The organism is Aporhodopirellula aestuarii, assembly GCF_023701485.1.
GTDB classification, from domain to species: domain Bacteria; phylum Planctomycetota; class Planctomycetia; order Pirellulales; family Pirellulaceae; genus Rhodopirellula; species Rhodopirellula aestuarii.
This window is the reverse complement of record NZ_JAMQBK010000127.1, coordinates 1-14,779: the sequence shown is the minus strand read 5'-3', so window position 1 is coordinate 14,779 and position 14,779 is coordinate 1. Positions and strand designations below refer to the sequence as shown.

Genomic DNA, 14,779 nt, shown 5'->3' with positions numbered 1-14,779 from the left:
TGTGGGTAATGACAAGGACGCAAGTCCATGGAGCATGGCACCCTCTGCCACCACAAGTGCCGAAGGCATGACACGCGTCATCGCATTATGTTCTGCCGTCCGCGTTGGATTGGGGAATGAAACGCATACCCGTGCCCCTGGGGACTTATCTATCGCCGCTTTGCGGTTGGGAAAAGCTAAAAGCTAAAAGCTATCAGCTATCAGCTAACAGCTATCACCTCGCTCGGGCTCGGAGGGCGTTGGCTTGGATTCGGGCCGCGTTGGTGGTGGCTTGTGTCGTTTGACTTTGCATCATCGTCCGTAACGCCACGAGGGCGTTTTGTAATTCGGCTTGATCGAGCGCTCCACTTTCGTCAGCGTCGTAATTCGCCAGCATCATCACCGCGAGTTCCTCAATTGTCGGCATCGTAACGGTTGCCGCTTCCGCTTGGCTGGCCAATTGTGCGGATCGAAGCAAGGCCTGGTCCGCCGTCATGTCGCTGGCGGCCTGCGCCGGTGGTGGTCCCATTGGGCCGCCACCCCGTGGTGGACGTTGGGCTTGGACGGGCAACAGCACTGTCATGGCGACGACCAAAACGAAAGTGGCGACGAGTGATTTTTTCATGGCGAAATTCCTTTAAGCATTCAAATGGGTAGCAGGTTGATCAACAGTGAATTTTCTAGCATTGTTCGGTTCGTGCGTTTCCCGAGCGACCATGGCGTCGTCCGGTCTCGTCACGCGCGGTTTGATCGATGAGGCCGAGACTGGTTTCAACCGAAACGTTCGTGTCGTCATCGAGTTCGTCCGTGTCCTCGTCGCTGGTGCTGACCAACGACGAAGCACTACCAACCGTTTCGTCGACCGAGTCGGTTTCATCCAGCGAGTCGGTTTCATCGAGTGAATCGGTCCCGTCGAGCGAGTCGGCTTCGTCGAGCGAGTCAGTTTCGTCATCGCTGGCGACGTCGCTTCCCATATCACTTTCATCCGTCGTCTCGCCGTCGACGTGACTGCACTCGCCGCTTTCGATTTCTTCATTTCGCATGCCGGGGGCAGGTCGACCGTGGAAACCGACCAAGCTCTCACCGCCGGCTACCTCTGCATCCATGTCACTTTGGAGGCTGTCGTCGCAGGCAACCTCCGAGCTATCCTCGTCTGCGAACTCAGGACCGAGCAATTCGCCTTCCACCGTTCCATCGACCGTGATGTTGTTATCGCCTTCACCTAACGATGCATTGACGTTGCCCGAAACAACCGATTCGGCGAGCAGCGTGAGCGTGTCGTCATCAATTCCGCCGCGAAGGTTCAAGTCGTAGGCGATCTGGCCGGAGACGTCGACGGAATTATCCCCGTCGCCCAGTCCGATGCGGGCACCGCCGCCGATCTCAGAGTCTTCTCCGATCGTGACCGTGTCATTTCCGTCGCCGGCACGAACGGCAAGGTTTTCACCGATGTCGCCTTGGATATCGAGCGTGTTGTCACCTTCGCCGAGTGACGTTTCGACATTGCCTTCCACTGTTGCCTCGGACGCAATCGCCACCGTGTCATTGCCGTCGGCGGACTCGACGACGAAGTCGCCCGAAATCTCTCCTCCCTCGAGGCTGATCGAATTATCGCCGCCACCCAACGCGGTAAAGACCGTGTCGACAGCAACGGAATTGGCGGACAAGTCGATCGATACGGTGTCATTGGCATCTGCTCCGCTGGCGTCCAGTGCGATTACAATATCATCACTGACCCCTTCGACGACCTCCACCGAATCTTCGCCGTCCGCACCGGCGCCGCTCTCGGTGACTTGCAATGTTCCGTCGCCGAGATCGACGATCGCGATCTCGCCTTCGGCATCACCTTCCACCAACAGCGATCCGTCCACCACCGAGATCGCCGCCGCCAGCACGCGGCGTGTTTCAAGGCCTTCGATTCCTCGTAAACGGCGTCGAGTCGTGGTGCGTCTCATGGTTAAGGTCCTTCGATGGGGAGTCAGGATGGGTGACGACCAAGCGGTCTAAGTTGTAAGACCGAACCGCTACCCGATTTGTCACGCGCCGAACAAATTCAGTCGTTCGTGTTGCCCCGTGGTTGCGTCAGCGGAGATGCAATCGCGGTCATTCAGAATCGCGGAAAGAAGCCGCAAGCTCGCGAGCGCGTTCTCATGCCACAGAATGTCATCGGTCGGCCGCAGTTCCTCCGCCTCGTCACGTTGGCGTTCATAGGGAGCGAACCAATCATCCCGAGCGTCATCGAGAATGGAGTGAGAATGCTCATCGCCAAAATCGGCTTCGAGTTGAGTCGATCGGGGGCGTGCAGACATTTCGGTTTCCTGCGTTGAGTCGTGAGGCCTGGGAAGTGAGTAGATCTTTCAAAGAAGGACGTTTGCAAACCCAAAAAGTCACAATCCTCGCCCATCTGATCTGCGAATTTTCATTGGGCTTGCCAACTACTAGCACCTTGGACGGAGTCAATGGCCGACAATTGCCACGGACTGGTGACCGAATTCAATCCCTCCTGCGATGGATGCGCAGCGACATTTTCGCGGTGTCAGAGGCGGCGATTGTCCTCGGCCGGATTGTGAGGGCGGCGAAAATTCACTACACAGGGGGCATGTCCAACGAAGCTACACCAGGGCCGCCCGCCCCGAACCCCGGATCGAACCTGCCACCCGCATCGAACACGACTCGTGCACCAAGCGGGGTAACGAGTTCGTGTTCGTCCGCGCCCGCTTGCCCGGTGTGTGGCGGTCACCTGATCGACATCCGCGGCAAACTCCAGTGCACTGCCTGCCACCGGATCTGTGAAACCTGTTGCGAAGGCGGTCGCGGCTAGCCGCATGCCTGCCGCTCAAACCGCCGCGAAGTGGTGAAATGATGTAACCATGGGCGTCAGCTCATGGAAAACTTTCAGCACTGGGAGTTGGGAGTTGGGAGTTGGGAGTTGGGTGGAGCCCTCCCCGGCCCGAAGCGGTCCGACCCTCCCGGAAGGAGGGTGAAGGTGGATGGCTCGAAGCTCGTCGCTCAACGCTCAACGCTCAACGCTCATCACTCACCGCTCACCGCTCCGCCCGCTTCTTGCGAGGTTTTTCTTTGGTTTGGCCGCTCTTCCAGAGGACGATATTTGAGGTGTCATTCTGGGCAGGTTCACCTTCGGTGCTGCGGCCTCGGTTGACGTCTTGCTCTAAGAGTTCGAGCAGCTGCGCGGCGATCTCGGGCTTCTCGGTGTAGAGATTGTGTTGCTCACCAATGTCGGTTTCCATGTCGTAGAGCTGCGCGACCGGCGAGTCCGCGGGCGCGTTGGCTTCGTTGGGTGAGCTCCAGCCTCCCGATGCTCGGGCCAGCAGCAACTTCCATTTGCCATGGCGGTACGCAAAATGGCCACTAAACGAATGATGGATCACCCCATTGCGTGTGGATTCGATCGGTTTCCCTGACAATTCAGGCAGAAAACTGACGCTGTCCTCACCGCTGCCCGAAGGCATTTCGATGCCGAGGATGTCGCACGTCGTCGCCAACAGATCCGTCAGGCAGATAAGGCTGTCGGTCTGTGATCCCGCGGCGACTTTCTCCGGCCAACGGACGATGAACGGGATGCGGTGCCCGCCGTCCCACAGGTCGGCTTTCGAGCCGCGAAGATGCGCCGACACGAGGTGTCCTTGCGCGGCGAGTTTGGGAATCCCCGCCGCTTTCGAGCACCCGTTGTCGCTGGTGAAGATCACGAGCGTGTTGTCGGTCAATCCGTTTCGCTGCAGTGCGGCGGTGATTTCGCCGACAGCGTGATCGGTTTGCATGACGAAATCGCCGTAATCTCCTAACCCGCTTTTGCCTTGCCACTCGGGGCTCGGCACGATCGGGGTGTGTGGGGAACCAAGCGGTACGTAGAGGAAGAACGGCTGGTCCGTTTGAGCTTGCTCGTCGATCCACGCGGCGGCTTTCTCGGTGAGTCGGAGCAGCATGTTGATGACGGCGTCGTGCTCGATGACGCAGTCGTTTTCAATCACGGCTTCCATGTCACGAGCGTGGTGGAACCCATGGAAGTAATCGAACCCGCGTTGGGTCGGACCGTCTGGAATCCGGGCGCCGACGGGCGGTTTCTTGTACTCTTTGCGTGAGTAAATTTCGCCCGTTTGAGGATCAGCGTACTGGAAGTTCAAGTGCCACTTGCCGACGATTCCTGTCGTGTAGCCGTGCGCTTTCAGAACACTCGCCACGGTCGGTCGATCTTCGGAGATCAGGTTGGGGGCAAAACCGGTAACGACGCCCTTTTGCAACGGTGTCCGCCAACTGTACCGTCCCGTCATGATGCCATATCGCGTCGGGGTGCACACAGATGAACCACCATGCGCGTCGGTGAAAATCATGCCTTGCGCGGCCAAGCGGTCCGCGTGAGGTGTGGCGATCTTACATGTCTCAGGGGCTAAACAGTGAACATCACCGTAACCGAGGTCATCGCAGATGATGTAAACGATGTTGGGTTGTTCCGCCGCGACCGACAGCGAACTCATTGCGAGGACGCAAATCAAAAGAAGCGTTTTCATTACAGGCACCGGTGGTATGGGGAGAATGATCGTTTAACCGTAACACGCTGTTCGCGTCCTCGAGTGCGCAGCCGACCATCGTACGGTCGGCTGCACCCTTCGCGTCGGAAACTGACTTGTCGACGGTCAGTTGGCACCTTTTTTCTTCTTACGCGGCGATTTTGACGCGATCGGTTGGGCTTCTTCTTGGGGCTGATTCCAAAGACGGTAGGGGTCGTCGTGGCGGCGCATCTCTTCTAGGAGTAGAGCTTCCATTTCGGCTAGCTTGTCCGCGTACGCGGGGTCTTCGGCTAAGTCTTGGGTGAGGAACTCGTGCGGGTTGTCGGCGAGGTTGAAGAGTTGTGTCTCGCGAACTTTTCCGTCCATCACGTCCCATTTGATCAACTTCCAGTCACCTTTCTTGACGGTGCGGATTCCGGGTTTGGTGCCTCCTGAGTAGGTTCCGTATAGAGTGTCACGCACTGTTGCTTGCTGTCCGAAAATCACAGGTTTGAGGCTGATGCCTTCGACGGTGTCGGGGATCTCGATGCCGGCGAGGTCGCAGAGTGTGGGTAAAGTGTCGAGCAGGTAGCTGTTCGCTTGCACACGGCCGGGTTCGATGCCGGGGCCTTTGACGATGTACGGGACTCGCCAGGTGTGCTGGTACAGGTTTTGTTTGCCTTGCAAGCCGTGACGGCCGATGGCCATGCCGTGATCGGCGGTGTAGATGATGTAGGTGTTGTCGAGTTCGCCCATCGCGTCGAGTTTGGTGAGCACTTTGTCGATTTGCCGGTCGATGTTTTCGTTGCACGCGAATTCACGGCCGAGTTCGTTGCGAATCGTGGCTTCGTCGCGGCGTTCCCAAACCCCGGAGACGGATGTTTCGTCGCGAAGACCGGGGTGGCCGTGATGGAACGGATGCTCGGGGAGATAGTTGACAGGCAGAGGTGGCTGTTTGGAATGGAGCGCGGGAGGGGTGGATTTGTCTTTGTGGTTGACGGCGCCGTATTTGGCTAGCAGTTCAGGTGTGCCGTCGCGTGTGTCGTGGGGATGCGAGAAGCCGAAGTAGATCAAAAATGGGTCTTCGTCTTGGGCTGCTTCGCGTTGGGCAAGATATTCAAGGACTTGTTTGCCATGCCACGCGCTGCCGGTTTCTTCGGTGCCGCCGCGCTTGGTGGCGTCGTGGACGACGGTGAATTTCCCGTTGGCTCCCGCGTAGCTGTTGCCTTTCTTGCACGTTCGCATGGTGTCGTATCCGGCACGGTTAAAAGCTTCCGCCATCACGTTGTCGAGAATGTTGTCGGGGCAGTTTTGGCTGTTGTTCCAGTTCGGCAAATGCCAGACGGTGCGGCCGGTCATGATCATGTGCCGCGATGGGGTGCAGACGGCGCCGGAGAAGGAGCCCATGTGGTAGGCGCCGTCAAAAACAACCCCTTCGGCGGCGAGTTTGTCGATCGTGGGCGTGTCGCAGATCGATTGAGGGTCGTACGCCTTGAGGTCAAACGGCGATTGATCGTCGACGAGGATGAAGAGAATGTTCGGTTTTTTCTCGGCCGCCGGAAGGCTGAGGGCGGAGATGAGCGCGAGGCAGAGGGTGGGGAGGATTCGTTTCATTTGTGGGAGTTTTGGGGGGAGGGGGAGAGGTTGGGGAAACGGGTGAGCCGTTTGCCGTGAATTTTAGTCGGTTTGGGGTGGGGTGTGGGGGAATCGTTTTTAGTTGGGAGTTGGGAGTTGGGAGTTGGGAGTTGGGAGTTGGGAGTTGGGAGTTGGGAGCTGCCGTGGAGCCCTCCCCGGCCCGAAGCGGGCCGACCCTCCCGGAAGGAGGGTGAAGGTGGATGGGGAGGAACTCGACGCTCCCAGCTCCCAGCTCCCAGCTCGTCGCTCAACGCTCCCAGCTCGACGCTCCCAGCTCATCGATTTTACCTGCGAAGAGTGTTTGGAAATGCACTAGTCCGGTTGGGAAATTTGGTGAGAATTTGATGATGGCACAGTGACACTCACCCGATCAGGCGGCCTGGGTTAAGTAGCGGGCCGATGCATGTGAACAAATCCCAACAACGGCAGGCGACTCGTCTTCTCCGTCTTGCCCAAAGTGGTGATGCGGCGAGTTTGGATACTTTACTGGCAAGCTACATCGGGTATTTGAAAGTGCTGTCCCATTCCCAATTGGATCCACGAATTCGCGTCCGACTGTCGGCTTCCGATTTGGTTCAGGAGTCGTTGCTGGAGGCGCATCGCGACTTCACCAAGTTCGTTGGGACGACTCCGGCGGAGTTTACGGGGTGGTTGAGGAAGATTCTGGTGCACAACGCGGCCCGCGCTGTTGAAACGCATCTCCTGGCCGAGAAACGAGATTTCCGACGGGAGCGACCTTTCGAATTGCTCCATAAGGCGGCAGATGAATCGCACGACCGGTTGTCTTCAATGACCGCGGCTCATGGGCGTGGCCCGGCATCGGAGGCCGAACACCAAGACGACTTGACTCTTCTTTCCGATGCCATCGAACAGTTACCTGAGGAGTATCGCGAGGTGATCGTGCTACGGCACGTCGAAGGACTCAAATTTACCGACATTGCGGCCCGCATGGACCGTACGGCGGGAGCGGCGAGGATGCTGTGGATGCGGGCGATTGAAAAACTTCGCGAAGCGATGAGTGATGTAACCCACGAGTGATAGATACTATGAGTGATCAAACCTTAACCCTCGACTTGCCTCGGCTTCCGATCAACGAAGCTCAAACCGGGGATGGGGCGTCGACGGAGCTCCAGGAGATGCTCGCCGAGTTGCTCGATCAGTACGCCAACGTTCTCGAGGATGGTGACGAGACTGCGGCCGAGGAGTTTTTGCGTGCGCATCCGGAATTGGAGACGGAGGCGGCCGGGCATCTCGAGAGTTTGCAGTTGTTGTGCCGGATGAACCGTTCGGTGCCAAAGCCGAGCGACCAAGTTGAGTCGCCGGTCAGCCCGCCGACGTTGGGTGACTACGAACTCAAAGGTGAGATCGGCCGCGGCGGGATGGGGATCGTGTACGAAGCGACTCAGTTGTCGTTGCGTCGCAGCGTGGCGTTGAAGGTGTTGCCGTTTGCAGCGGTGCTGAACCAAGACCAAGTCGCACGTTTTCGCAACGAAGCGCACGCGGCCGCGTCGCTGCATCACCCACACATCGTTCCCGTTTTTGCAGTCGGTTGCGAACGGGGCGTGCATTACTACAGCATGCAGTTGATTAACGGCAACACGCTCGAACAAACGCTCGAAGAGCTACGGGCAGTCAGTCGCGACAATGCTTCGGTGGCGCTTGCGTCGCAATTGGAAACGGTGGAACGTGCGTCGACGACGGTCGTGAACCGGGGCGGCGTGACGACGCTGCGGTCGGTCCGCGAGCGGGATGGCGTGCGCGCGATCGTGGAGATGTTCGTCAACGTGGCGGACGCAATCGATTATGCGCACCAACAAGGCGTGATCCACCGCGACATCAAACCTTCGAATTTGTTGGTGGATGCGGCAGGCAAAGTTTGGGTCGCTGATTTCGGTTTAGCCCGCTGCCGCGATGCCGGTAATTTGACAGCCGAGGGGAAAGCAATCGGAACGGCTCGCTACATGAGCCCTGAGCAGATTTCGGGTCGGCCGCAGGAAGTCGATCATCGCACGGACATCTATTCGCTCGGCATTACGCTGTATGAATTGCTGACGTTGCAGCCTGCGTTTGCGGGCAGTTGCCGTCAGCGCTTGTTGCAGACGGTTGAATTCGAATCGCCCGTGGCTCCTCGCAGGATCAACGCGGCGATTCCCGTGGATTTGGAAACGATCATCTTAAAAGCGATCTCGAAAACGAAAGATGATCGTTACGCAACGTGCGGTGATCTGGCAGAAGATTTGCGGCGGTTTCTCAACGGACAGCCGACGCTGGCTCGTCGTCCTGGCCGAGTCGATTTGGCGTTTCGTTGGGCGGTGCGGCATCGTGGCACGGTGCTGACGAGCCTCGCGGTGATGATGTTGGCGATGGTCGGTTTCGCGGCCGCGACGGCGATCGTTTCGCACCACAGCAGCCAGAAGGATTTGGCGATGCGGGAAGCTCGGCATCATCTCAACCAGGCTCACTCGGCGGTCGAACGGTTCGGCGGTTTGATGTCTGAACGGTTGGAGTCGATCGCCGGTGGCGAGGTGCTGCGCCGTGAATTATTGACGGAGGCACGGAACTATTACGCTGACTTTGTTCGCTACGCGGCGGATGACCGAGAGTTGCAGGGCGAGCTTGCAAAGGTGCAGTTTTTGTTGGGGGCGACCGAGTCGAAGTTGGGTAACGAGGAGCCTGCCGAAGCCGCGTACTTGGCCGCGATCGACGGTTTCCGAACATTGATCGATCGGGGGCTCGGCGATGCGGAGATGCAAGCGGATTTGGCTCTGAGTGTTCACAATTTGGCGGCGCTGCATAAGCAAGCTGGACGTTTTAAGGAAGCAATCACTGAGTATGCTGAAGCGGCGGATTTGCACGAAGCGGCGATGGGTGCGGATGGTGTGCCCGCTGACGTGGTCGCGCACTGGGGCGCCACGCAAACGAATTTTGCAAGGTTGTTGTGGGAGAGCGGTGAGACGGATCGGGCGCGTGAGAGGTTGCGGATCGCAGAGTCGAAGCTCGCTGAGTTTGTTGATCGTTCGTCGGAGAACATGCACGCATGGAAACAACTCGTCGAGTGTCGTAACACGTTGGCGGGATTGTTGATGGACGACGAGGCGGACGAAGCGGAGCGGTTGCTGCGTGAGAACATTGAGATGTTGCGGGAAGGGATCGATACGGGGGCGGGGGCGTTTTTGTCTTCGGCAACATCGACTGAATTGTCGCCGGCGTGTCAGTTGGCGATCGCTCAGAGCAATCTGGCATCGCTGTTGGGACGGCATCGTCAAACCGACGAGGCAATCTCACTGACGCGTGCTTCGATCGCGGCGTTTAAAGATGCAAGGGCCGAGCGACCCAGTGACCTCGCCGTGCAACAGCAACTCGCGATCGCACACAACAATCACGGACAGCTTTTATGGAGTCAGGGCACGAACCTGGAAGCTCGATCGGCATTCTTAGAGGCAGAAAAAGTATTTCGCGATTTGTGTTCGTCGGATACTCGCGAACCCCAATTGCTCAGTCGGTATGCCGGTGTGTTGCACAACCTCGGCGTGCTCAATCAACATCAAGGCAAATTGGATTTGGCGGTCCAACGGCTGACCGAGGCGATGGAATATCAAGCTTTGGCGGTCCGGATCGCGCCTTTTCATCAGGGTTATCGCCAATATTTGGAACGGCACAACGAACTGCTCGATCAGATCCTGCGTCAACTCAAACAACAAACGGAATCGACGCCCGAATCGATCGAATCCATTGGCGGCGAAGGCCCGCCTTTGAATAAATCGCACGCGGAGTCAGGCAAGGAACGCGTAAATGTTTTCTCATAATACGAAACGAACGACATACCGACGGCGTCATCGATACGCGGTCGAACGGTTGGAGGGGCGGTTGCTTCTCGCATCGGATGTGAACATCGGTATTTACGTGATCGACTGCGCCAATGATGCGGTCGATTGCGAGTATGCCGAGACGGATGCCGCGTACGTGGATACTGAAACGTTCGCGGAGGTTGACGCGGTGGAAGAAAAGTCGCGAGACGTTCCGTTAGATCAGCCTGATCCGGAATCCGATGCAGGAACGGACCCACATGGATCGTCGACGCCAGAGCCCGATCCGGAAGAAGAGGACTTGGACAACCTGACCACGTTGATTGACGGGCAAGGTCCAGGTTCAGCGGATGGATCGCCGGACGAAGAATCGACCGAGTTTGCGTCGGATCCGAACCAAATGATCACGCTACCAGGGTTCGTTACCGAATCGGGGAAGAAGGTATTTCAGTCCGGTGGCGAAACATCCGGTGCGTTCGACGAGATTGAATTGGACCGGTTCCATTATTTCATGGGTCGAGAAAATCAGCGTCTGTCGGATGAGCCATCGTTAGTTCGTGAATCGCTCGGTGAACATGTGCAGCGAGACACGTTCATGGCGATGTCTTTGCTCGACCCGGTCGACCAAATGCCGGAGGCGAGTGCTCGTCGAGAGAATGTGCCGTTAAAGGCGTCAGTCAGTTCGCTGGCTCGGCCTGAATCGCTCGATGACAACTTGGGCGAAGAGGTGCAAGATATCGCGATGACGCAATGGGTGTCGGGGTCGAGCGAAACGGTGAAGCGATGGTCGCTGTCGCCATTGTTGGGCAGCACGCTCGCCGGGTTGATGGGTTATCAGGCGTCTGAGCCGGGAAGCGGTGAGGAAGCGGATGGTGGCAAGGTGAATGTGAACGAAGTTGCTCAGTCGAACGTCGACTTGGCCGCTGAACTCGCCGACGTCGTGCACGGTTCGCCAGATCCGATCCGCATCCGCGATACTGGCGCGAGGTTGGCCGCGTTCGCTTTCGTGTCAACAATTTTGACGCAGCGTGGCGGTTTCTTCCAAACGCCTGTCGCCCGCGAAAACCATGGGCGTGTATCCGAGACGTGCGGTGGTAAATCTTGTTGACGCTTTTTTTGTCGACATGCGTACAATATTGGATGGGGGAAACGGGTGAATTGCGAAAGCATTCGGGGTTGAGGTTTTGATAGCCGCAAGGCGGCGGTAGGTGATGTCCCTGAACGCGAGTCCGGGACAAAGGGGCGGATACCAGGGGCGAGTCCGGATGGGACGACATGTGTCGTGCTGATGGCAGTTGTTAGGTGTGAAAATCCTTCGCCTACGCTTCTGTTGAGAAGACAAATCCAAAGCTTTTCGCTCTGCGGTGGTGTGTGGGATGCTTGTTTAAGATTGACGGGCGTATATGTGGGAGATAACTCAGATGAAACGGTTTGGGCTGGTGCGATTGAATGGAATGCTCGCAGTGAGTTTGTTTGTCTTGCTCAATGTGGGGCAGGCGGATGATGGGTTGCCGGATGTACCGGTGGATGGGCCGCCAGCGAATGTGGGGGCAGAGATGCCCGAACTGCAGATGGCTCCGTTTGTGGAAGCGGAGGATCAGGGGCGAGGGTTCGTGGAACCGAAGGGCCCACATCGTGGTCCGATCGTTTACGGCGGTTGGTACTTGGGGGTGTATGGTCACTACACCGAGACCGGTCATTTGTTGACACAGGTGTTCGCGCACACGGCGGCGTCTCGCGCGGGGCTGGAGCCAGGCGATCGGATCGTGAGCGTCAATGGACAACAGGTTGGTAACGTTCTTGGCCGGCAGTACCCGATCGACGTGCTTCTGCAACGCCACGCGTCACCGGGCGGTCACGTGCGGTTGTTGGTTCAGGATCGTCGCACGATGCAGTTGGTGAACTTGGATGTTCGGCTCACCCGCGGGCAAGTTCATTTTTGAGCCAACCCGGTAGTCATGCAGACCCGGTAACCCTGAAGACCCGGTAACCCTGAAGACCCGGTAACCCTGAAGACCCATTAGCCCTGAAGACTCGGTGGCCACGAAAACGTTTCCTAACTTCGATTAACCAGTAACTCCAGACTAGCGGGAACATACTGCACTTGCGGTAAAACGTGGTCTGTGAAGGCTTGCAGCATGCTGATGTTGCCGTACTCTGTATCGCTATAGCGATTAACTTTGACCGAAGGGACGGCATTATGCGCAAGTGATTGAGGCGGCGTCGAATTTTGCCTACCTCTGTCACCAAGTGGCCCTGTGTCACCGTGAAATTGGGAGTCACCCAGTGGCTTTCAAGCTTCCAATTCGCGATCAGGGTTTAAAGATATGCTGTTTTCGTATCGTTACATTGCAGCGAAAGACGCTATTCATGATTACATTTCACATTCGTTTGAAGCGACAGAATGAGCGTTCAGAATCTGGTCAAGCAATTTGTCGTCGTATTCATTGCGGCAGCCGTTGTGAGTTCCGTTTGTGCTGCGGCACCGCCACCCAAGCGTCCGGCGAAAATTCCTGATTTTACTCAGGGGGATAAAACTGATCCCAGCCATGATTGGACGCTCGGAGCCACCGGCGCACGAGGCTGGGTTTATGCGTGGATGCATACTGCCGATGCCCGTCAAATCTTGATCACGAAGGTCGCTAAAGGCTCCCCCGCGGACGGAGTCCTGGAAGTGGGTGACGTGATTTTGGGCATTGATGGCAAGCCATTCGATTACGACGCTCGGATATTATTCGCCCATGCCCTGACGCGAGCGGAGCGTGAAGAATCCCGTGGTGTGCTTAATCTCATTCGCTGGCGCGATGGGCAATCGGAAAACGTCGAGATCCAGATTCCGGTCATGGGAACCTACAGTGATACTGCCCCCTATGACTGTGAGAAGTCGGCGAAGATTTTCCAACTTGGTTGCGAGGCGATCGCGAAGAAAGGGCTTGGCCGGGTCTCGATCCCCAACAGTATCAACGCCCTTGTCCTGTTGGCGAGCGAACAGCCGAAGTACCAACCCTTGCTTGCCGATTATGCCAAGCAGGTATCCCGTTACTGGGTCGACGACTTTGCGACTTGGCACTATGGCTATGGAATTCTGTTTCTGGCCGAGTACGTCATGGCGACGGGCGACGACTCTGTCATGCCTGGGTTAAAGCGACTGGCACTGGAAGCTGCGCATGGTCAAAGTAAGGTCGGTTCCTGGGGCCATCGATTTGCATTGCCTGACGGTCGGGTCGGTGGATACGGGTGTATGAATTCGCCGGGAATCCCACTGACAATCTCCATGGTGCTGGCCCGTGAGGCCGGCGTGAATCATCCCGATCTGGACCTTGCGATCACCCGGTCTGCCCGATTTCTAAGATGGTATGTTGACAAGGGGGCCATTCCCTATGGGGATCACGAACCGTGGCCCGGTCACGAAGACAACGGGAAGTGTTCCATGGTCACTGTGCTATTTGATCTGCTAGGCGACCGGGAAGCGGCGAGTTTTTTTGCCAAGATGAGCACGGCGGCATACGACGAGCGAGAACGTGGTCACACAGGCAATTTCTTTAACATCCTATGGGCGATGCCCGGCGTGTCTCGCTGTGGTTCGTTAGCCAGCGCAGCTTATTGGCGCGAGCAATCTTGGTTTTACGACCTGGGACGCCAGTGGGACGGAAGCTACCCGTACCAAGGATCGCCGTATGGCGAAGAGGAGCACGGGAAATACGCCGACTTCGATAGCACGGGTGCGTACCTGCTGGCCTATGCTTTGCCGTTGAAGAGCCTTTACATCACCGGCAAAAACAACAGTTCGGTTCCGGCACTCGAGCAGTCGGAGGTGGATGAGGTCATTGCCGCGGGACGGGGCTTCTTCTCGACAAAAGAAAAGGACCGCTTCCGGTATCAGGACCGTAGCGAAAAAGAATTGCTTGACGGGCTATCCAGTTGGTCGCCCTCGGTTCGCAAACGCTCGGCTGAGGAACTTGGGAAGCGTAAGGGCAATTTCCAGCCAGCCGTACTGCAACTCATCGCCTCTGACGATCGCTATTCCCGCTACGGGGCCGCCGAGGCGCTCGGGCAGCTTGAGCCGAGTGCCGACCCGGCCGCCAGCGTATCGGCTCTGACTGAGGCATTAGAGTCGGACGATCTGTGCCTGCGAATCCTTGCCGGACAAGCCCTCGCCAGCATCGGCAAACCCGCGAGGTCGGCCATTCCATTGATGCTCCAGCGGCTAGCGATGACCGATGTGGAGAACGATCCGAGAGGGATGGAGCAACGCTTTCTCTGCTTCAGTCTATTCAACAGTCGAGGCGGTCTGATCGGAGGGTCGCTGGAAGGTGTCGACCGTGAACTCCTGTTGCGAGCGGTCCGTGTCGGCCTGCAGAACGAAGATGGCCGAGCACGCGGCAGTGTTGGTACGGTGTTTCAGTACCTTACCTACGACGAAATCAAACCACTGCTTCCCGCGATCCACCAAGCGATTGTCGAGCCCGCACCGAGCGGAATCATGTTTGCCAATCAGGTCCGACTTGCCGGCGTCGAACTGCTGGCCAAGCACCGCATCCGAGAGGGGATGCCACTGTGCATCGAGATTATGGAGATCGATAAGTGGGGCAAGAAGCCACGCATCACGCAATGCCTGGAAACGCTGGAAACCTATGGTGCAGCGGCCAAACCTGTTTTGCCTGAACTTCGGCAGCTCGAAAAAGACTTGCTCGTCCACAGCGAGCAGCGGATGCTGTCGCCTATCATCGACCAACTCAGAGACCTGATCAGAAGAATCGAAAACGGCACTGAGTCGGTTGAATTGCGCAGCATCTCAAAGGCAACGCCGAACTAGAGCATTTCCATACTGCTGATAGGGGTAGGGAAGTCCGG

10 protein-coding genes are annotated in these 14,779 nt (G+C 57.4%); 5 read left to right on the top strand and 5 right to left on the bottom strand.

Features of this window, described 5'->3' with window-relative positions; all coding sequences use genetic code 11:
* Positions 1-214: 214 nt before the first annotated feature.
* The 5 genes from NB063_RS31110 to NB063_RS31090 all read right to left on the bottom strand — a co-directional run bounded on the left by NB063_RS31110 (position 215) and on the right by NB063_RS31090 (position 6,098).
* Positions 215-604, bottom strand: coding sequence for a hypothetical protein (locus tag NB063_RS31110; protein WP_250933579.1), 390 nt, complete (start codon positions 602-604; stop codon positions 215-217).
* Between the two features lie 55 nt (positions 605-659).
* A complete protein-coding gene (locus NB063_RS31105) occupies positions 660-1,934 on the bottom strand; it encodes an MSCRAMM family adhesin SdrC (protein WP_250933577.1) in 1,275 nt (424 codons plus the stop codon).
* Between the two features lie 81 nt (positions 1,935-2,015).
* Complete coding sequence (locus NB063_RS31100; protein ID WP_250933575.1) at positions 2,016-2,288, bottom strand: hypothetical protein; 273 nt, start codon at positions 2,286-2,288, stop codon at positions 2,016-2,018.
* 735 nt (positions 2,289-3,023) lie between these two features.
* Positions 3,024-4,505, bottom strand: a complete 1,482-nt coding sequence (locus NB063_RS31095) for a sulfatase family protein (RefSeq protein ID WP_250933573.1) — start codon at positions 4,503-4,505, stop codon at positions 3,024-3,026.
* Between the two features lie 126 nt (positions 4,506-4,631).
* Entirely contained in the window at positions 4,632-6,098 is a 1,467-nt protein-coding gene (locus tag NB063_RS31090) for a sulfatase-like hydrolase/transferase (RefSeq protein WP_250933571.1), read from the bottom strand.
* 420 nt (positions 6,099-6,518) lie between these two features.
* Between NB063_RS31090 and NB063_RS31085 the strand changes: the two genes are divergently transcribed.
* The 5 genes from NB063_RS31085 (at position 6,519) to NB063_RS31065 (ending at position 14,741) form a co-directional block, all read left to right on the top strand.
* On the top strand, positions 6,519-7,157 hold the full coding sequence (locus tag NB063_RS31085) for a sigma-70 family RNA polymerase sigma factor (RefSeq protein WP_250933570.1): 639 nt from the start codon (positions 6,519-6,521) through the stop codon (positions 7,155-7,157).
* Positions 7,158-7,165: 8 nt separating this feature from the next.
* Positions 7,166-9,925: a serine/threonine protein kinase gene (locus NB063_RS31080; RefSeq protein ID WP_250933568.1), complete on the top strand. Its 2,760-nt coding sequence runs from the start codon at positions 7,166-7,168 to the stop codon at positions 9,923-9,925.
* Positions 9,912-11,033: a hypothetical protein gene (locus tag NB063_RS31075; protein ID WP_250933565.1), complete on the top strand. Its 1,122-nt coding sequence runs from the start codon at positions 9,912-9,914 to the stop codon at positions 11,031-11,033. The genes NB063_RS31080 and NB063_RS31075 overlap by 14 nt, the downstream gene beginning before the upstream one ends.
* A gap of 355 nt (positions 11,034-11,388) precedes the next feature.
* Entirely contained in the window at positions 11,389-11,868 is a 480-nt protein-coding gene (locus NB063_RS31070; RefSeq protein WP_407652750.1) for a PDZ domain-containing protein, read from the top strand.
* Between the two features lie 461 nt (positions 11,869-12,329).
* Positions 12,330-14,741 carry a DUF6288 domain-containing protein gene (locus tag NB063_RS31065; RefSeq protein ID WP_250933563.1) on the top strand — a complete coding sequence of 804 codons (2,412 nt, stop codon included), beginning with the start codon at positions 12,330-12,332 and terminating at the stop codon, positions 14,739-14,741.
* The last annotated feature ends 38 nt before the right edge of the window (positions 14,742-14,779 follow it).

What these genes read in the sequence shown, in the direction of transcription:
- NB063_RS31110 (WP_250933579.1), bottom strand. Translation starts at nt 604, where the DNA reads ATGAAAAAATCACTCGTCGCCACTTTCGTTTTGGTCGTCGCCATGACA.
- NB063_RS31090 (WP_250933571.1), bottom strand. Translation starts at nt 6,098, where the DNA reads ATGAAACGAATCCTCCCCACCCTCTGCCTCGCGCTCATCTCCGCCCTC.
- NB063_RS31085 (WP_250933570.1), top strand. Translation starts at nt 6,519, where the DNA reads ATGCATGTGAACAAATCCCAACAACGGCAGGCGACTCGTCTTCTCCGT.
- NB063_RS31105 (WP_250933577.1), bottom strand. Translation starts at nt 1,934, where the DNA reads ATGAGACGCACCACGACTCGACGCCGTTTACGAGGAATCGAAGGCCTT.
- NB063_RS31100 (WP_250933575.1), bottom strand. Translation starts at nt 2,288, where the DNA reads ATGTCTGCACGCCCCCGATCGACTCAACTCGAAGCCGATTTTGGCGAT.
- NB063_RS31080 (WP_250933568.1), top strand. Translation starts at nt 7,166, where the DNA reads ATGAGTGATCAAACCTTAACCCTCGACTTGCCTCGGCTTCCGATCAAC.
- NB063_RS31095 (WP_250933573.1), bottom strand. Translation starts at nt 4,505, where the DNA reads ATGAAAACGCTTCTTTTGATTTGCGTCCTCGCAATGAGTTCGCTGTCG.
- NB063_RS31075 (WP_250933565.1), top strand. Translation starts at nt 9,912, where the DNA reads ATGTTTTCTCATAATACGAAACGAACGACATACCGACGGCGTCATCGA.
- NB063_RS31065 (WP_250933563.1), top strand. Translation starts at nt 12,330, where the DNA reads ATGAGCGTTCAGAATCTGGTCAAGCAATTTGTCGTCGTATTCATTGCG.